The sequence below is a fragment of the Marinobacterium stanieri genome (assembly GCF_900155945.1).
Classification (GTDB): Bacteria; Pseudomonadota; Gammaproteobacteria; order Pseudomonadales; family Balneatricaceae; genus Marinobacterium; species Marinobacterium stanieri.
On sequence record NZ_FTMN01000001.1, the window covers coordinates 657600 to 676885 of the forward strand.

Genomic DNA, 19286 nt, shown 5'->3' on the forward strand with positions numbered 1-19286 from the left:
ATTTACAGACCTGGCCAACGGCGGCATAAGCTTAATTACCCCAGCATGAACTCATCAAAAAAGGCACTCAGCTCCTCATGCGCCGTCAGCGGCAGGATGTTGGCGATGTGCTGGTCCGGGCGCACCACCACCATACAGCCCTGGTCACGATCGATACCACGCAGTTCAAAAATATCCTTAGCCTCATCAGCTTCGAACACCTTCTCATAATCGCGCAGGCCCAGTTTGCCCTTGACCGGCCAGAGGTAATCCGGCATCTCTTCGATCGCCAGCCCCCGCTGCTGGAACACCGTGTACACATCAATCACCGAGTCGATATCGTCACCTGCAGGCGTGTACTTCTTCACCGGCGAGTGATCGGCCTGCTCCAGAAACTCGACCAGCTTGCGCACATCGGAGTTGCCATCCAGCGGGCTCTGCTTGTTGCCGAACACGAAGATGCGCCAGCGGCCATCGGCTTTAACCAGGTGGCCCAGATGCACCGGACAACCATCGGCCAAGCGTACGGCTTCGGCCGAGTGGAAACGCTGACCAATGGGGTAACCCGTCGCCAGGCCCTGATTGTCCTGACCGGTCGCGATGTAAGACGCATCGTAGCCAATGGAGGTACCGGCGATGAAACCGTTCTGGCGGGCGATGAATTTCTCGATATCCGCAGTGGTGGTTTTCGGCTTGCTATCATCCTTGTTGGCGGTGGGCTTGGTCGCCACCAGCGCCGACATCTGGCGGTCAGCATCAATCAGCATCCGCGCCACTTTGCGACGTTCAGTAGCATAGGTCTGAAGCAGTTTAGGGTCGCTTTTGCCCTGTAGCACCGCGGCCAGTTTCCAGCCCAGGTTGAACGTATCCGGCAATGAAGTGTTCAGGCCCCAGCCACCCTTGGGACTGTGGGTATGGCAGGCATCACCGGCGACAAAAGCACGCGGAACCCGACCATCCGGATTACCCACCGGGGTATCATCAAAGCGCTCGGCTACACGCTGGCCCACTTCATAAATCGACCACCAGGCTACTTCTTTCACATCGACCTTGTAGGGATGCATGATCGTCTGCGCCTTGGCGATGATATCGTCTGCGGTCAGGTCCAGAGTGGAGGCACGCTGATCCTTGTCGAGCAGATCCAGTTCTACGTAGAGACGGCACAGATAACCGCCTTCACGCGGAATCAACATCACCGCGCCGTTTTCCCTGGACTGAATAAAGCTCTTCACACGTACATCGGGGTAATCGGTGACCAGCAGTACATCCATCACGCCCCATGCCTTGTTGGCAGAGTCCCCTTCCAGCGCAATATTGAGATTCCGACGTACGGCACTGCGTGCACCGTCACAGCCCACTACATAACGGGCCTTGATGGTTTCCACCCTGGCGGACTGTTCATCATTGCGTTCAAAAGTCGCAGTGATCGGATGTGCGTTCAGGTCCTGGGACAGACTTTCATCAACATCCAGTTCCAGCAGGCGGCGACCGTAATGAGGCACCAAATGGGTTACGGACTTTTCCATGCCATCCAGCAGAATTTCATGCAGACGGGCCTGGTTCACCACGCCGTGTACAAACTCGGACAGGCCCAGGCGTGCATCCGTTACCTTGTGGGTACGCTTGATGTTGGCCGGGTTCTCGGTATCCGGCTCCCAGAAGGCATTCTGGCGCAGCTGATAGCATTCTTTCGCCAGCATCTCGCTGCTGTTGAACGCTTCCATGATCTCCATGGTACGGCAGGAAATCCCGTCGGCCTGACCAAACAGCATGGGGCCCGGTTTCTGTTCGACGATGCAGGTTTTGATATCGGCAAACTCTGACAGCTGACGCGCCATCGCCAGCCCTGCCGGGCCACAGCCCACAATCAGCACATCCACCTCTTTGGGCAGGCCCTGCATGGGGGGAGCGGCATAAGGTTCACGGGCCGCGTCAGGAATTTCGTAGTTACCGGGTTTGAAACCATTCAGGTGATACTGCATCGCCCTATCCTCTTATCGTTATTGGCGGCCTACTCTCATTTGGACAGTACGCCTCTGATCTGTGTTGATGCGCCAAGACTAAGTGAATGCAGAGAAACAGCTGTCACCCGAAAATGGGGACAAAGATCCAAAACCCTGATTGAAAGCATCAGCCAAGGGCACTGTGCCTTTGCCGCCCGCACGCGTATCATTTTCCAATACTCAGGCCCCAACAACATCTCTTCACATACTCGGGGCTTTATCCACAAGGAGTTAATATGACACTACCGGCCATGATCGAATTCCCGGCACAGGGCACCACCGAATACCTGTTTATCTTTGCCCACGGAGTTGGCAGCAATAAGGAAGACCTGGCCCCGCTGGGCGAAGCCTTCAACCAGGCCATTCCGGGTGCCTGCTGTTTGGTCGTTGACGGTTTTGACCCATTCGACGGCCCCTTCGGCGGACGCCAGTGGTTCTCGTTGCAGAACATCACCGAAGAAAGCCGCCCCCAACGCGTTGCTGAAGCTCTGCCCCGTTTTATCGAGATGGTTGAAGCCCTGCAGGTACGCGAAGGCGTATCGCCCGAGCACACCATACTGGTCGGTTTCTCACAGGGCACTATCATGTCGCTGGAAGCGATCAAGGCTCAGGACGGCCTGGCCGGACTGGTATTGGGCTTCTCAGGTCGTTACGCCGAACTGCCGGAACAGGCGCCGACCAAAACCAGCATCCACCTGCTGCATGGTGAAGACGACGATGTGATTCTGGTCGACCACGCACGCGCTGCTTACGAACGACTGACCAGCCTGGGCGCCAAGGTCACGCTGGATACCGAACCGGGTGTCGCGCATCAGATCACCCAGTATCTGCTGCAATGCTCAGCCAACCGTGCGGCTGAGAGCCTGGGGCTTGTCTGAGGCTAAGGGCATTGGAGCCAATAAACCTGAAAAAGCGGCCATCAGCCCGGGAGGGAGTCAGGTGACAGCGCCCTCAATAGAGGGGACGCCGCATGCCGTGATTCCAGCACCCAAAGCCCGGCAGTTGCGCTGGCTGCTGGTGCTTGCGTCTGTGCTGTTTGTCGTGGGCATCAGCTTGCCCATGATCACACTCAGCAAGTTCTGGATTATTCAGAATTCGATGTCGGTCCTCACAGGTGTACTGGAGCTGTTTCGCAATGGCCAACTGGTGCTGGGCGCAGTCGTAGCAGGCTTCAGTATCCTGCTGCCGATCCTGAAAATCGGCGTGCTGTTCAAACTCTGCTCCCCCGGCCTGACCGACAGCCCCGGAATACAGCGCTACCTGCACCTGATGCACAGCTATGGTCGCTGGGCCATGCTGGATGTTCTGGTGGTGGCCGTCCTGATCGTCACCGTCAAACTCGGCGCCATCGCCAGTATCGAAGTCCACTCCGGGCTTTATGCTTTCGGCGCGTCAGTGCTGATGATCATGTTGATCACCAGCCTGGTGGTCCGTCTGACCCGATCATCCTGACCGGGTCAGACCGCAACGTTGGGCTATTCTGAATACCAGGCCAATCATTAGAGCACCGATAATATCCCCGGAGGCAATCACCATGATGAGCTGTGACCAACATGACTATATCGAAATCGCCTGCACCTTCAGGTATCCGGTCAGGTTGACGCTGAAGTCAGGTGATATTATCGAAGGCAAGGCACTGGATACACAGCGAAACGAGGCGCGGCAGGAATGCATCAAGCTCGCCCTGGCCGGCGAGGAAATCTTTGTAGTGCTGGATGAAATTACCCGTATGGAGGCCAGTGTAGACAACCCGCATTTTCAGGTGGTTTCGTTTGGATAGCCACCGTTAAGACATTTGCTTGGAAGTTGCATAGACCTTCTTGAGCCTGCACTTGAAGTTAACCGCTGCATACGCACTTCTGACAAAGTATCGTCCATATAAAAAACGGCCACTCAATTGAGTGACCGCCGGTTTCTCCGCTTTAAGCAAAAGCCCCTGTATCTCTGACTTTAACTATCGCACTTAATAAACGACATTGAGCGTGCCCAGGCGTCATCAGCATCAAAATTCTGCATCAGCGGTTCACCGGTTACGCCCATGCCGTGCGCGATCATATAGTCGGGAAAGTAGGACGGCGGCTGAGCCGATACGAGAAAGGAGCAGAGTTCGCCTTTGCGGGTCGGGTTCTTATCCAGGGCTTCAATACTGGAAAACACAGCATGCTTTTCCGTCTCCGGTAAAGATCCAAACTCTTTTCCAAAGAGCGCAGTCAACGCACCATGCGATGTGTTATCCACTACTCGCTGGGTATCAAAGTGTGCATAGGCACTGGCCACCATAATGAGTTCAGCAGCCTGATTATAGTTGGACTGATCAGCACATTCTCTGGCGCCTGCCGCAATATCCGCTGCCGAGCTTTTGGGTCCAACCGACGTAGCGCTTACGCAAGTAAGCGGGTTGGTGGCGGCAAGATTACCGGCTTGCTCGTAATTGGTCACCTGGTTGCTGTGTGCAGAACACGCAACCACAGAGAGAGATAAAACCAGTAAGCGTTTTTTCATTGTGTATCTTCCTTGATCGTCCAAAGGTGGGGATTTTTATCAGTGTATGGCGACAGCTCTAGCCCTGAATAAGTAAGGCCCGGCTTATGTAACAAGAAGGGAAAAGCATGACATCACAGCTATTCTCTTCCATTGAAAATGAGCATGCATAGTGTTGCAGGGCCGCGCGTAGTGTTATCACGTGGCCGTTTCAAGCGCATGGATACTGGACTAAATGTTCTGGTTTTTCCAGTGCAATCAGGGGGAATTTTCAAGACGAAAACTCCCCTGCTCAACGAGCAAGGGGCGTTGGTACATCCTGTGAAGGTATCACTTTTAGCAGGCTGTCGAAAATCTATCTACGTTGCCGAATGCTGCGTTAAAAACAGTCTCAAAATGCTCATTTAGTCCACTAAACTGCGCTTTTTCGCCTGTTTTTGCCTAGCCTCGACTGCCTCGATAACATTTTTCAACAGCCTGTCAGACCTTGAGCATACTCCGGGCCATGTTGCGGCCAGAATATGACAACCGGGTCAGCTCGCTGGGAATCTCTACACGTAGCTCCGGCGAGGGCATACCGATCAGTTCACCCTGGGAGAAGCTGATACCCAAACGCAGCACCTCCATCTGCACAGCGGGTGAATGCACATATTCGGCCACGGTTTCGATTTTCATGCTGCGAGCCAACCCAACAATACCACGGGCGACGCGGCGTGAGTTGGGATCCTTGTCCAGGTTTCGGATCAGGCTGCCATCAATCTTGATGAAATCCACCTGCAGCTGCAGCAGATGCTCAAAGTTGGAGTAACCGGTGCCGAAGTCATCAATGGCAATACGGCAGCCACGCTTTTTCACTTCCTGAACAAAGGCGCGCACCTGTTCATAATTTTCAATATTGGCGGTTTCCAGCAACTCGAAAATCACCTGCCGCCCTACGCCGGTCTCATCCAGACGCTGCAGAATGAAAGCTTTCAGTTCTTCCTGAAGCAGATCCGAGTAGGACAGGTTGATGGAAAACTGGGTGCCGGTGTCAGCAAAACGGGTAAAGCACTTCTCCACCATGACACGGGTAATATGTCCTTCCAGGCGCAGTTTGCCGGCCACACCCAGAAAGTTGCCCGGCCCGATCACTTCGCCATCTTTATGATCAACCATACGAACAAGGCACTCGTACTTGTCGATGCGGCCGGTGGTGTTATTCAGAATGGGCTGATACCAGGCCACCAGACCTTCCGTATCCAGCGCATCCCGCAGTTTGCCGGCCCACTTCTGGTTGTGTTCAAACTCCTGCTCAAGGGACTCAGAGCCATCGTATACACGGCAGTGCAGGCCACGAATTCGGGCTTCACGCAGGGCTTCGCGCGCATGGATATAGAGACTGTGTTCCTGTGGTGTCTCCAGCCAGGGGACTACCGCGCCGATGGTCGCGCTCAAGCCAATTTCGTGATTTTGCCAAACCACTGGACTGCGCCGGACACAGGCCAGCATCTCTTCCAGCTGCTGCTCGACAATGACCGGGCGACGTCGGGGCAGTGATACGGCAAACTCATCCCCGCCCACTCGATACAGACGTGCACGGCTATGATCGGTGCCGGACAGGAAAGACTCCAGGCGCAGAGAGACTTCTTTCAATATCAGGTCTCCGCAATCATCCCCGAACAGGCTGTTCACCTCACGAAAGCGGTCCAGGTTCAACAGCACCAGGGTGACGGAGCTGTTTTTTTCCAGATCGCGCATCAATTGCACACGGTTGGGCAAACCGGTCAATTTGTCGGTGTAGGAAGCGCGCAGGTTATGCAGTGCCGGCACCAGCCGCCAAAGACCCAGGATGGTTAACAGACCAATAACAGCCCCCAGGTACAACAGATAACTCAGGTGTTGGGAAGCCAATGCATCCAGCGGAGCGTCTGCATCCGCCAGAGGCACGGCAACCGAAAATCGCAAACCGTTCTCCGTCGGCGCATAGAAAAGCTCGGACGCAGGCTCAGCATCTTCAAGTGTCAGGTGCTCAAAACCGGTCAGGAAGACTGTCATGGGTGTCAGCGCTGCTGCCTTGCCCATGAGCTGCTCTGCCTTGTCACTTTCAGGATATGCCGGAGAAAAACGCTGTCCCAGACTGTCTGTCAGCCAGTACAGCGTCCCGGGTGTCGACTCCACTCCCTGAGCCAGCGCCAGCGCCGCACTGGCTTCCCAGTCCAGGGTTACCAGACCACTCAACTGGCCATTCTCTGAAACCAGTGGCTGTACCAGTGTTATTACGCGGGTCTGTGTCTGCGGATGACGGTGAACAGGACTCCACCAGACACTGCCGGAACTGGCCTGCTCCGGAAATGACTCGGGCAGATGCTGCAGCCAAACCGGTGTGTAAGCCGATGACATGGGCCGGGTTTGATTGTCGTCCTTGAACAACGCCAACCGCGCCTGCTGGACTGGCCAGCCGGAAAAATAGGCTGCGCCAACCACATCCTGGCTGCCCCGTAAAAGTTGCGTCAATCCTGTCTCTGCACTGCGTGAAGAAGGTCGGGAAGTGCTGAAGAGGCTGTTAGCCTGCTGCTCCAACTGCGTGACACGTTCATTAATACGCTCAAGTGCGGTATCAAAACGATATAGACGTTGCTCATCCAGCTGACTTGATAGTGCTGATTGTGTACTGCGCACAGAAACCTGGGTGTAGGTCCAGAATGCCAGCCAGGAGAACAATGCCAGCAACACGATACTGGTTAAGACAGTTCTTTTGGAACTGGTATCCAAATATCTCGTATGTTTCATACGAACAGGCCTCCTGCCTGAAGGGCGGTCGCCCTGGGGGAATCAGTAATACAGGTGTTTAATTATGCCTAACATGCAGATTCTGCTGTTGATCCTTGTCAGCTGAAACACCCGTTGGCCAACTTTATGCAATTCATCTCATACATTCCACCGTAGCTGCAACTTTTGAGCCTCATCCTTTAGCACAGCTGTAATTGACTGCTTTCCAATTGGCCGCAAAAGAGCGGGAATGATACATTCGCACTGCAGCATCGGCCGTGCCCTTGCACCAGACCGATTCCTTTTGCCTCGCCTGCGCTGGCAGCAGGCCAATTCAGAGGACGACCGGCATTGGACGCTATTCACCCTGTTGCGGAACTGGTGGGTATCATATTCACCTTGCTTCTGGTCGCATTAAGCGTCTACCAGCTGTCGCGCTACACCGGTTTGCCCTTTACTGTTCTGCTGGTACTGACCGGCATCGGTATCAGTCTGGCAAGCGGCCCCTTTCCGGTACTGGAGAAAGTGGAAGACGCGCTGCACATTTCACCTGACCTCATCCTGTTCGTTTTCCTGCCGGCACTGATATTCGAGTCAAGCTACAACTTGGATGCACGTCAGTTGCGCCGTAATTCGGTGCAGGTATTGGCACTGGCCATTCCCGGGCTGCTGCTATCCACTGGCCTCATCGGTGTCATCGTCTGGCAGGCGCTGGATATCGAGCTGGTCGCCGCCCTGCTGATCGGTGCCATTCTCAGCGCCACCGACCCTGTTGCCGTCATTGCCCTGTTCCGCCAGATTGGCGCTCCGGGCCGGCTCTCGACCCTGATTGAAGGGGAAAGCCTGTTTAATGATGCGACGGCGCTGGTGCTTTCCAAGATCCTGCTGGCCGTGCTGGCCACCGGTGTTTTTTCCAGCCAGACCCTCGGCACCAGCATCATCGACTTCTTTGTTCTCTTTGCCGGTGGATTACTCTTCGGCGTGGTTGTGGGGTACCTCAGCGGTGAACTGATCGGCTGGCTGGACTCTGACCCCATTGTGGAGATCGGCCTGACCATCGTACTGGCCTATCTGGCGTTCCTGATCGCCGAGGAGGTTCTCCATGTCAGCGGCATTATGGCCACTCTTGGCGCGGGCCTGACCCTGGGTACCTGGGGGCGATTGCGCATTGCCAGCCCGGCAAGGGATTATCTGGAACAGTTCTGGGAAGTGCTTGCCTTTGCCGCCAATGCAATGCTGTTTCTGCTGCTGGGCATGCAGGTTAATTTGCCGGAACTGGCTTCAGCCTGGGATCTGCTGCTGTGGGTGATACTGGCCATGCTGGTATCACGCGCCCTGGTGATTTTCGGGCTACTGCCCCTGTTTGATCGCCTGCCCGGCGTTGAGCCGGTGGGGCGCGGCTATCGCTTTATCATGTTCTGGGGCGGCCTGCGCGGCGCCATCGCGCTGGCTATCGTTCTCAGTTTGCCTGACTACCCGTTCAAGGATCTGTTTATCGCGCTGGTCACCGGGGCCGTACTCTTCACCCTGCTGGTACAGGGCCTCACAATCAAGCCGGCCATGCGTGCGCTGAAACTCGATCAACCGCCCCTGGCGGACCAGCTGGCATTACTGGAGCGGGATCTGGTTGCCCATCAGCGTGCACTCCAACGCCTGCCAACACTGCAGAAAGGTGGCCTCTTCTCCAGCCGTGTCGCGCACCGTATCAGCCTGCGCAGTCATCAAGCCATTCGTCAAACACAGGCGAAAATAAGCGAACTGAGACACCAGCAGCTCTCCAGGGAACAGGAATTCAACCTGTTTTTCCTGCGTGCACTGGCTGAAGAAAAAGCCTTTTACAACGACATGTTCGACAACGGCCACCTTAGCGAGAGCACCACGCGTCGCCTGCTAAGCATTCTGGACCAACAAACGGACAGCCTGCGCTATGACCATTCCCTGCACCGGGTGAACAGCCACCGCCACTATGAATTCATAGAGCACTGGCTGTTCAGGCTGGTGGGCGACAGCTGGCTGTTGCACAGGTTTGTCGAACGGTTGCGGATTGAACATATCGGGCATTATTACGAGCTGGCCTGGGGACACTTTCAGGGCAGTAATCAGGTTATACACTCAATCGAACGGCTGGCCGAACTGGAATCCACCCCCGCGGACATTGTTCAACAGGTGCTGGACCAATACCGGCACTGGAACAAGCTGTCGATGGAAAAGCTGCACCGACTCAACCATGACTTCCCCGAATTTGCGCTGCTGACACAGGAGCGACTGGGGCTGCGTACCGTGCTGCTGGCAGAGCTGGAAACCACCCGCGAGCAACAGCGCCTGGGCACCCTGCCCAAAGGGGTCGCAGAAGCGCTCGAAATTCAGATTAACCGCCGCCTGAAAGCTCTACGTGGCCAGCCCATCCAAACCTTCAATGACGACCCGGTGCAGTTGCTGGCCCGCGTTCCTCTGTTTGCCCAGCTGCCTGGGCGCCTGTTGCGCTTGATTGCTCAGCAATGTGAAACGATCACGCTGGAGAAACATGAGCAACTTATTCACGAAGGACATCTCAACAAGCGCCTGTTTATTGTCAGCCGCGGCAGCATCCGCTTGCAGCATCACAGCGACGGTGAGGAGCAGCGGCTCAGTACCCTGATTGCCGGTGACTCCTTTGGCGAATCCGCCCTGATGGGCGAGGGTCTTCCGGATATTTCCGTGGTCGCACAAACCCCGACCCGGCTATATGCGCTGAGTCGTTCACGCCTGAAGCAGCTGATGGATGAGCATGCCGAGTTGAAGCAACAGCTTACAGACAGTGAGGCGTTGCAAAAACAACTGCACGACCACTCGGAACGGCACTGAAGCCGCCGTATACTTGACCATGCTCAGGCGTGTGGTTGCGCCAGAGGTTCAATTTCTCACTGGGCAGGTTACCCCATATTGCGCAACGGACATCCGACATCATGATTCCCAATCAGCTCCACACTTTCATTGCGGTCGTGAAAAACGGCAACTTTTCCGCGGCCGCGCGTAAGCTTGGCGTCTCTTCAGCCGCAGTCAGCAAGTCCGTTGCTCAACTGGAGAAATCGCTGGAGGCACGTCTGTTCCACCGCACGACCCATTCCCCGACCCTGACAGAGGATGGCCACGAGCTGTATAAGCGAACGGGGCACCTGATCGAACAGCTGGAAGACCAGATTCGTCTGAGCACAGACAAACAAAAGGCCCCGCATGGTCGCCTGAAGGTCAACCTGCCCGACAGCTTCGGACGCATGGTGATCCTGCCTCAAATTCCGGCCTTTCTGGAGAAGTATCCGGATATCGAGCTGGACTTGAGGTTTGATGACCGGGTGCGTGACCTGGTCAAGGAAGGTGTCGATGTCGGCATCGGTATTATGCCGAACCAGGAAAGCCTGCTGATTGCCCGCGAGTTTTACAAACTGCAGCCGGTACTGGTCGCCAGCTGTGAATACATAGATAAGCATGGCGAACCTCAACAGCCTTCAGACCTTCACCAACACAATTGCATCGCCTACCGATCGTCCACAACCGGCCGCAAAAAAACGTGGAATTTCAGGGAAAATGGGCAAATCATTCAGTTCGAACCCAAAGGCAACCTGGTGGTGAACAACCTCTCGGCGGCCATGAAAGCGGTTCAGATGGGAATAGGCATCTCCACGGTGGGGATTGAGCATGCCAACTCTTGCATTGAAAAAGGCTTTTTCCGCCGAGTAATGCGTGACTATGAAACAGACCCTATACAGGTAATGATTTACTACTCATCGCGAAGTTATTTACCCGCCAAAACACGGGTATTTATTGATCACATGATGCAGCACGCCAACAATAATCATGAAATAGGGCTTGATGAAATCATTTACGAGCTGTAAATATATTAATTATGAATAAGATATACCCTGATGGAATTTCATTTCATGGCACCATCAGGGTATTCACATACGGATTCGTGCCAGAGGCGCGCTCATCCTGAGCTTCAATGCAGGTCTGTACAAAAATCAGCCATAAATCCGGCATTTACGCAGACCTTCAGATCACAAACTGAAAAAGTTCCCTGATTTTGTTTAAACTTTTGGTTGAAGCTATTTCAAGCAGCTACCACCTACAGTTGCAAGCCAGACCATTGATAGAATCCTCGCCACTATTTAGAGAATAGTTCTACTTCACTAAATGGCCTCACAATAAAAACTATTGCCATTGCTATTAATTCCGAAATGTTACGAGGCTATATATTATGTTTAAAAGCAACTCAAACGGTCTGAAAGGTAAAGTTCTGGCTTTCACTATTGCTGCGGCTTCTTTGTCCAGCGCCCAGGCATTTGGCTCATCCATCGAGTCACCTGAATACGGCAACTCTGCCTGGAACTGGTGGGAAAACTCTGTTTCTACCGTAGTTGAATCCGATAATGATATTACTCAGGAAGAGGCACTGATTGCCCACCCGGAAACCCGCTCTTCCGAGTTTGGCCATGTTGCCTGGAATACCTGGAACACCTGGACGTCAGGTGATTCATCCGACAATGTAAACGCCAAAAGTGACAACGGCTTCAAAGAATTGAGCCCCGAGTTTGGCCACGTTGCACCGGCTGGCTGGGAAAACAGCTAAGTTCGGCAAAGCCTGAACTCATCGTCTGTCAAAGGCCTCGCTCCCGAGGCCTTTACCACCCCCTTCCCCTTATTTCGCCTGTCCTGCCAAAGCCTTCCAAAGACAAAGAAAGTCATAAAACGACAGCTAGCGTTCGCTTTACTGCTCGCACTTGCTTCCTTGATAGCCACTGACGGCCTCCTTACCCACTTTTCGCGGTACAGATTTTGCAATACACTCCCGTGCGATTTCGACACTTACCCGTGTTTGCAGATCGTATAAGCGGGATCCACAAGATCCTGCATTACTTCATGGCTTCAATTAGATCCGCCACAAGCGGAGGGAGTCGTCATCATGACGTATACACACCGTTGGCTATCCATTCTGGAAGGCTGCCTTCTGGTTGCTCTGGGCATTCATTTGCTCGATACCTCTGGTCTATTGATCAGCGGTACTGCCGGTATGGGATTGTTGTTACAGCAACTGACCGGACTGAGCTTTGCGCAGCTGTTTTTCCTGCTTAACCTGCCCTTCTATATTCTGTCGCTGCGCTGTATGGGCTGGCACTTTACTCTGCGTACCTTCGCTGCAGTCTCAACGCTGACCCTGCTGTCAGAGCTGATGCGGCGCTGGTTTGACTTCAGCATCAGCGAACCCTTGCTGGCTGCCATTGTCGGAGGGATGCTTGTCGGTTTTGGCCTGATTATCCTGTTCCGCCATCAGGCATCACTGGGCGGCCTGAACATTCTGTCGATCTACCTGGAACGACGCTTCGACATTCACGCCAGCAAAACCACTCTGGCCGCCGACATCCTGATTGTGCTGGCCGCATTTTGGCTGTTCGAGCCCCTGCAGGTCATCTTCTCTTTGGCCGCGTTTCTGTCCATGGCCTCCGTTGTTGGACGCTACCACCGCCCACCCTCCTGGGCTCAGGCGCCTTCTTCATAATTTTGTTCGTCAGAGCACGGACGCTCTGACCTGAAAACCATGCCTCAAAAGAGTGCAAAAACACCCATCCCGCACCACCAGCGAACAGAAACTAACCCAAGAGTCAGCTTTTAATCGCTGCAATTGATCGTTTCCTGTTACTACAGGGTGGTTTTCCAAAGTTGGCACACCGGTTGCTTTATCACTTATCGACGAGCATACGTTGAGTAGAAGCTGTCAGGCCCTAAGTATTGCTTAGGCCAGGTCATTGCTCACTGTGTGATTCAGTTCAACGCTTTTAGAGGGCGGGGACCGGATTGACAGTGAAATGATCAGCCCACTTCCCCTCCCTGCTGTTTCCTCAAAGCGTTTCTGAATCCCGATTGCCGTGAACCCCCTGGTGGGATAACGAATGCGTGGAGAATAATGATGAAGCCCAACAAGACTTACAAAAAACTGGTCGCCGCTACTATTCTTGGCCTTAGTTCAACTTATGCACTGGCCGCTGACCAGGTGACCTATCAGATGGACTGGCTGCCGGGCGGCGATAAGGCCCCCGTCTATGTCGGCGTGAACAAAGGGTTCTTTGCCGAGCAGGACATTGAAGTGAAGATTGCCTCTGGCCGAGGCTCTACCGATGCCATTACCAAGGTCGCCACCGGCAACGCTGAAATTGGTCAGGCGGATATCACTGCACTGCTGGCGGCCAAGGCCCGTCAGGACGTACCGGTCACCGCCGTGATGAGCATCTTCAGTGATGCGCCCTATGCCACCTTCGTGAAAAAGGATGGCAGCATCAAAACCATTGCTGACCTGAAAGGCAAGAAGGTTGTTACCTCCCCGTTTACCTCATCCAACGCCTTCTTTCCGATTGTGCTGGAGCTGAACGAGGTTGATGCCGCTGATGTTACCGTGGTGAAAGCGGACCCGGGTGCCCTGGCTCCCATGCTGATCAACGACAGCGCAGACGCCGTTACCTCCTGGGTGACCGACTCACAGAAATACCAGTCCCAGGCCAAGAAAGCAGGCGTAGAGCTGACCGTTCTGCCCTGGCACGATGCCGGCATGTCTATCTACTCCTCCTCCATGATCGCCAATAATGAGTGGCTGGAAGAAAACCCGGAGCTGGCCGAACGTTTCATCAAGGCATTCAAGAAATCCATTGAATACGTCTACGCCAACCCTCAGGAAAGCGCCGAGATCATCAACAGCGCCGTGCCCGAAGTGGATGTTGAGGTCGCCAAAACCACCATCGAATCCATCCACGGCCTGGTTTATAACGATGCCACTACCGCCTATGGCCTGGGCTCCTTGAACAGCAAACGTCTGGCTGAAACCTGGGCCTTTACCGCCAAGTCCCAGGATATCGATGTGAATGCACTCGATCCTGAAACCGTCATCACCCGCCAGTTCATCGGAGGTGAATAAACCATGAGACCGTTTGTTTCCTTTAAAAACGTCAGTCACGAGTACGGAGCTGACAAGGACAAATCGGTCAAAGCGCTGAGCGATGTCAATTTTGACATCGCCAAGCATGAGTTTGTCGCAGTCGTGGGACCCTCCGGCTGCGGCAAATCCACCCTGCTGCGCTTGCTGTCCGGTTTGCTGATACCAACGTCCGGGGGTGTCGAGATTTTCGGCCACCGCATCACCGAGCCACGTGACGAGATCGGCATCGTGTTCCAGAAGCCCACGCTGCTGCCCTGGCTCAACATTCGTGAGAATGTAGTCTTCCCCAGCCGTCACAAGCGTGGCCGCGTATCCCGCCAGGAATATGAGCGCGCCGAAGAGTTGATAAAGAGCGTCGGCCTGAAGGATTTTGCCGAGTGCATGCCAGAGGAACTGTCTGGCGGCATGCAGCAGCGCGTCGGGATTGCCCGTGCCCTGTTGATGGATCCTGAAATCCTGATCATGGATGAGCCCTTTTCCGCACTGGATGCACTGACCCGTGAAGAGATGGGCTTTGAGTTACTGCAGATCTGGAATGAACGTCCCAAGACCGTTCTGTTCATTACTCACTCCATTTCTGAAGCCGTACTGCTGTCGGACCGTGTTCTGATCATGAGCCCCCGACCGGGAACGCTGGTGGAAGAGATCAATGTGGAGCTGCCACGCCCACGCTCGTCTCAGACCATCCGCCATCCCAAATTCAACGAGTACACCGATCAAATTCGCCAGCACATCTACCATCGTGAGGAGGCGAAAATTGCATGAGTGTTTCTATGAGTACAAAACACCAGATTCTGCAGCGCTGGTTGCCCATCGCGACCCTGGCATCCTTGATCCCTTTGTGGGAGCTTAGCTGCCGCCTGTTGGGTGTTCCCGACTATGTACTGCCACGACCCACTACCATCCTGGAAGCCTTCGCCCGCGTGGATGTCGCTCTCTGGGCGGGTCACCTCTGGGCAACGCTGCGTGTCGCACTGATTGGCTTCATGCTGTCTCTGCTGATCAGTATTCCCCTGGCCATTGCCATGGTGCGCTCACGATACCTGACCAAAACCCTCTACCCACTGCTGATCATTATTCAGTCAACACCTGTGGTTGCGATCGCCCCGCTGCTGATCGTTATTCTGGGCACCGGCGAGGCGCCACGTCTGGCTATCACCTGCCTGATCACCTTCTTCCCGCTGGTCGTCGCGGCCACCACCGGCATGCTGTCGACGCCCTCCGAGCTGGTAGAGCTTTCACGCAGTCTGCGTGTGCCGCCGAGCCGCGAGATCTGGCAGATCCGCCTGCCTTATGCGATTCCGCACCTGTTCAGCGGCATGAAGGTCGCCATCACCCTGGCCATCATCGGCGCGGTTGTGGCCGAGTTCGTGGCCGCCGAAAAAGGGCTGGGTTACTTCATTCAGTACTCCACCTCCTTCTTTGAAATTCCTCAGGCCTTTGCTGCCCTGCTGTTCCTGTCCGCAGCCAGCCTGATCCTGTTCCGCACCGTCACCTGGATTCAGAAGGTGTTCTTCGCCTGGAGTCTTCCGAAAGAAGAAAGAGACTGAGATTGACCTGATCTATTTTTGTACACCCTAACGGAGTAGAAGCGGCATGGCAGATATACCAGGCATTGCTCCAACCAACCGCCGCATCAAGGCAAGACAATGGAGCTTCAACCATGAATACATCAACCACTCACTACCCACTGGATGAACTGAACCTGGAGCGCAGCCTCGGCCAACGCAGCAGCGAGAGCGAAGTTGAAGGCAGCGCTATCCCCCTGATCGACCTGAGCAACTTTGACGAGCGCCGCGAAGCGATCACAGAACAGCTGTGGCATGCTGCTACCGAAGTAGGCTTCTTTCAGCTCAGCAACCATGGCCTCAGCGTTGATGAAATCAACCACGCCTTCGGCAATGCCGATAAGTTCTTCGGCCTGGAAACAGACCAAAAGGCTCAGTATCCGCTGAAGGAAGGCACCAATGCGGGCTGGGAGTACAAGGCCCAGGTACGCCCCTCCACCGGCACGGCTGACCAGAAGGAGTCGTACCAGATTACTCGCCCCAACATGACCGACCTCTGGCCGAACCGGGAGCTGCCCGCCTTCAAGGGCGAGATGCTGGCGTTCGAGCGTCGCTGCTGGGAGCTGGGCATGAAAGTATTAAGCTGCTTCGCCGACCGCCTGGGCTTTGAACGTGACTTCTTCGCCAAGGCACATGATCAGGACAGTGAACAGTACCAGTCCACTCTGCGCCTGCTGCATTATCTGGCAATCAAGGACCCGAAACAGCTGGAAGGCGAGCCCTGGCGTGCCGGTGCCCATACCGACTTTGACTGCCTTACCATGGTATTCCAGAAAACCGGACAGGGCGGCCTTCAGGCCAGCGCCGGCAAGGATGCTTCGGATACTTTGACCTGGCACAGCGTGCCCGCCGTGGATGGCATCATCACCTGCAACATCGGTGACATGCTGATGCGCTGGAGCGACGACCAGCTCAAATCTACCCTGCACCGCGTACGCATGCCCCGTGCAGGCGAGTACATGGGCCACCGCTACAGCATGGCCTTTTTCTGCCAGGCCAACCGCGATGTGGTGATCGAAGGCCCCAACAAACGCTACCCGGCCATGACAGCAGCCGAGTATCTCAACATGCGTATGAACGCCAACTACACGGAAAAAAGCAGCACTTAAACTGCATCCCAAAAGGTATTTGAAAGAGCCCGCACTGCGGGCTCTTTTTGTGCCGCTGTCCCCGCCATCGCGCAGCAGCCATGTTTAATGGGCCCATATCCCAACTGAAAGCTCGACGCTATTCAGGCAAACACAGGTTGATTGTACAAAAATTTGTACTTATTATTGACGTATTGAGATAGTGATTAGACACTGAAAGACCCAATACACTTAAACCAGAGCCGAAAGTGACCATGAACGTAATTTCATACAGCGATGCCCGCGCCAGCTTTAAGGCGGTCATGGATGGCGTATGTGATTCACATGAACCCGCTGTTGTAACCCGACAGAAAGGGGAGTCTGTTGTGGTGCTGTCCAAGACCGACTACGACAGCATTATGGAAACCCTCTACCTGCTCAACAGCCCCGCAAATGCGACACGCCTTATGGAGTCGGTTGCCCGCATCAAGGCAGGTCAGGCCAAGACACGAGACCTGATCGAGGATGAACCCGAATAACACGCTATCACTGAAATTTGATGATAATGCTTGGGAGGACTATCTGTTCTGGCAGAAGACTGACAAGCAAACGCTAAAGCGCATTAATGAGCTGATCAAAAACGCCCGACGCACGCCCTTCGAAGGTATTGGCAAGCCCGAACCGTTGAAAGGAGAGTTGGCAGGTTTCTGGTCTCGCCGGATCGACCGGGAGCACCGCCTGGTATACACAGTTGAAGACGATACTCTGGTGCTTGCCGCCTGCCGTTATCATTACCAGTAATCACTGGCGATCACTGAAACGAGCTAACGTTTGTCCGCTGCAGGTGAGCCCGCAATGCGGGCTCTTTTTCGTTCAGGCGTCGACCTTTTTATACAGGCGTTGAATGCCTTCGATAACATCCTGCTGCAGCGCCTCAGTATCAAGGCCTGATACTTCTCCCCCCTCTACAACCTGACGGCCATTCACGAAGCTGGCTTTAATCCGCATGGGTTCACCGCACATCAACGGTGCCCACTGACGATCATGTACGCCGGCAAAGCGGTAGTCATTCAGATCATAGATCACCAGGTCCGCCGCCTTGCCTACGGCCAGTGCCCCCAGCGCATCCAGCCCCAGCATTTTGGCCGCATTGTCGCTGGCCCACTCCAGCACGGTTTCCAGGCGGGTGGCATCCGGGCCCTGCTGGGTGCGATGGATCAACCATGCCAGATTGGCTTCCTGCAACACCGAACCGGACTCGGCTGATGCAGAGCCGTCTACGCCCAGCGTTACCGGCATACCGGCTTTTTCCATGGCCACAACCGGTGCAATGCCGCTGCCGAGACGACAGTTGGAAGTCGGGCAATGCGCGATGCCGGTACCGGTTTCGCTCAGCAGCTGGATATCCTGCTCGGTGGCCTGCACCAGATGTGCAAACCAGACATCCTCGCCCAGCCAGTCACAGCGCTGGGCATATTCTACCGCCGTACAACCGTGCAGCGCCTGCGCCTGTTGCTCATCAAAACCGACTTCCAGCAGGTGTGAGTGCAGCTTCAAGTCATGCGAACGTGCATAGGCCGCCACCTGCTTGAGGTCCTCAGCGGTAATCGAGTGAACCAGACTGGTCGGCGATACCACCAGACGACGCATGGCGTTGCTTTCAGCCTGATGATAACGAGAGCGGGTCTGCTCCAGCCGCTGCAGCATCAGCTCCAGAGTTTCCGGTTTCACACCGGCCTTGGCCAGGCCCTTGTGTGACCCCTGCACCGTGGCACCGCCACGGCAGAGCACCAGGCGCATACCCAATTCATCAGCCGCCTGCCAGAGTACGTCTTCCATCTCCATGGAGGAGTTCAAATGGTACAGGTAATGGTGATCGGCACAGGTCGTTGCGCCCGAGCGTAACTGTTCGGCCAGCCCCATTTTGGCAGCGGCCAGCATGAGTTCAGGGTCAATATGGGGCCAGAACCGGTAAGGCACCGAAGCCAGCCACTCACCCAGTCCTTGGTTGATACCCGCCGGGATGCCCTTGAGCGCCGACTGCGCCAGGTGGTGGTGGGTGTTGATGAAACCAGGATAGATAACCGATCGACTGGCATCGACCTGCTGCTCCCCCTCTTGCGGCAGCAAACCCTGCCCGATTTCAGTGATGATGCCGTCTGCGATACGCAGATCAGTGGCGGAAGATGATATACCCTGAGCCAGGATTGCCTCAGCGTTTCGGATTAAATACCGCATCCAAAAACTCCTTAACCAACCGCTAAGCAATGTCCCGGGCAACCCCTGACCGCTTCTACTTACCGTGTCTATGTATTCGACGGTTCTCCCCGAAGAAAAAACCGCCCGTTAGTCTGTTTGCCCACGCCCGACGCAGTCGGGTCGATAGGGCAAAGCTGTGCAGGATTATGCAAAAACCCGGCCATACACCCATACCTGACGGACAAGTCATCAGGCACCTGCCTGGTGCTTCATACCGCAC

The 19286-nt window shown here is 54.9% G+C and carries 17 protein-coding genes; 13 read left to right on the forward strand and 4 right to left on the reverse strand.

Annotated elements, in window-relative coordinates:
* Positions 1-35: 35 nt before the first annotated feature.
* The gene (locus tag BW956_RS03035; RefSeq protein ID WP_076460708.1) at positions 36-1961 is read right to left on the reverse strand and encodes an FAD-dependent monooxygenase; all 1926 of its coding nucleotides are present in this window, start codon (positions 1959-1961) and stop codon (positions 36-38) included.
* A 257-nt stretch (positions 1962-2218) separates the two neighbouring features.
* Here BW956_RS03035 and ypfH point away from each other — a divergent pair, with 257 nt between their 5' ends.
* From ypfH to BW956_RS03050, 3 genes are all read left to right on the forward strand, one after another.
* Positions 2219-2860: an esterase gene (ypfH, locus tag BW956_RS03040; protein WP_076460710.1), complete on the forward strand. Its 642-nt coding sequence runs from the start codon at positions 2219-2221 to the stop codon at positions 2858-2860.
* A 61-nt stretch (positions 2861-2921) separates the two neighbouring features.
* Positions 2922-3434, forward strand: a complete 513-nt coding sequence (locus tag BW956_RS03045) for a paraquat-inducible protein A (protein WP_083702907.1) — start codon at positions 2922-2924, stop codon at positions 3432-3434.
* An 82-nt stretch (positions 3435-3516) separates the two neighbouring features.
* Positions 3517-3762, forward strand: coding sequence for a Rho-binding antiterminator (locus tag BW956_RS03050; RefSeq protein ID WP_076460712.1), 246 nt, complete (start codon positions 3517-3519; stop codon positions 3760-3762).
* A gap of 170 nt (positions 3763-3932) precedes the next feature.
* Here the strand turns inward: BW956_RS03050 and BW956_RS03055 are convergent, their stop codons facing one another.
* Together BW956_RS03055 and BW956_RS03060 are read right to left on the reverse strand one after the other, a co-directional pair.
* Positions 3933-4484 carry a hypothetical protein gene (locus BW956_RS03055; RefSeq protein WP_076460714.1) on the reverse strand — a complete coding sequence of 184 codons (552 nt, stop codon included), beginning with the start codon at positions 4482-4484 and terminating at the stop codon, positions 3933-3935.
* 459 nt (positions 4485-4943) lie between these two features.
* Positions 4944-7232, reverse strand: coding sequence for a GGDEF and EAL domain-containing protein (locus tag BW956_RS03060; protein WP_083702908.1), 2289 nt, complete (start codon positions 7230-7232; stop codon positions 4944-4946).
* A 330-nt stretch (positions 7233-7562) separates the two neighbouring features.
* Here BW956_RS03060 and BW956_RS03065 point away from each other — a divergent pair, with 330 nt between their 5' ends.
* The 10 genes from BW956_RS03065 (at position 7563) to BW956_RS03110 (ending at position 17608) form a co-directional block, all read left to right on the forward strand.
* The gene (locus BW956_RS03065; protein ID WP_076460718.1) at positions 7563-10055 is read left to right on the forward strand and encodes a cation:proton antiporter domain-containing protein; all 2493 of its coding nucleotides are present in this window, start codon (positions 7563-7565) and stop codon (positions 10053-10055) included.
* A 101-nt stretch (positions 10056-10156) separates the two neighbouring features.
* Positions 10157-11083 carry a LysR family transcriptional regulator gene (locus BW956_RS03070; RefSeq protein ID WP_076460720.1) on the forward strand — a complete coding sequence of 309 codons (927 nt, stop codon included), beginning with the start codon at positions 10157-10159 and terminating at the stop codon, positions 11081-11083.
* Between the two features lie 362 nt (positions 11084-11445).
* Positions 11446-11817, forward strand: coding sequence for a hypothetical protein (locus BW956_RS03075; protein WP_076460721.1), 372 nt, complete (start codon positions 11446-11448; stop codon positions 11815-11817).
* Between the two features lie 333 nt (positions 11818-12150).
* The gene (locus BW956_RS03080) at positions 12151-12744 is read left to right on the forward strand and encodes a YitT family protein (RefSeq protein WP_076460723.1); all 594 of its coding nucleotides are present in this window, start codon (positions 12151-12153) and stop codon (positions 12742-12744) included.
* Between the two features lie 405 nt (positions 12745-13149).
* Positions 13150-14151, forward strand: coding sequence for an ABC transporter substrate-binding protein (locus BW956_RS03085; protein ID WP_244894314.1), 1002 nt, complete (start codon positions 13150-13152; stop codon positions 14149-14151).
* A 3-nt stretch (positions 14152-14154) separates the two neighbouring features.
* Positions 14155-14937 (forward strand): ABC transporter ATP-binding protein, encoded by a 783-nt coding sequence (locus BW956_RS03090; protein WP_076460726.1) that lies wholly within the window; start codon positions 14155-14157, stop codon positions 14935-14937.
* Between the two features lie 8 nt (positions 14938-14945).
* Positions 14946-15722 (forward strand): ABC transporter permease, encoded by a 777-nt coding sequence (locus BW956_RS03095; RefSeq protein ID WP_139327115.1) that lies wholly within the window; start codon positions 14946-14948, stop codon positions 15720-15722.
* Between the two features lie 113 nt (positions 15723-15835).
* Positions 15836-16849: an isopenicillin N synthase family dioxygenase gene (locus BW956_RS03100; RefSeq protein ID WP_076460730.1), complete on the forward strand. Its 1014-nt coding sequence runs from the start codon at positions 15836-15838 to the stop codon at positions 16847-16849.
* A gap of 233 nt (positions 16850-17082) precedes the next feature.
* On the forward strand, positions 17083-17346 hold the full coding sequence (locus tag BW956_RS03105; RefSeq protein ID WP_076460732.1) for a type II toxin-antitoxin system Phd/YefM family antitoxin: 264 nt from the start codon (positions 17083-17085) through the stop codon (positions 17344-17346).
* A complete protein-coding gene (locus BW956_RS03110) occupies positions 17333-17608 on the forward strand; it encodes a Txe/YoeB family addiction module toxin (RefSeq protein WP_076460734.1) in 276 nt (91 codons plus the stop codon). The genes BW956_RS03105 and BW956_RS03110 overlap by 14 nt, the downstream gene beginning before the upstream one ends.
* Before the next feature lie 72 nt (positions 17609-17680).
* Here the strand turns inward: BW956_RS03110 and BW956_RS03115 are convergent, their stop codons facing one another.
* Positions 17681-19045 (reverse strand): amidohydrolase family protein, encoded by a 1365-nt coding sequence (locus BW956_RS03115; protein WP_076460736.1) that lies wholly within the window; start codon positions 19043-19045, stop codon positions 17681-17683.
* Positions 19046-19286: the final 241 nt, after the last annotated feature.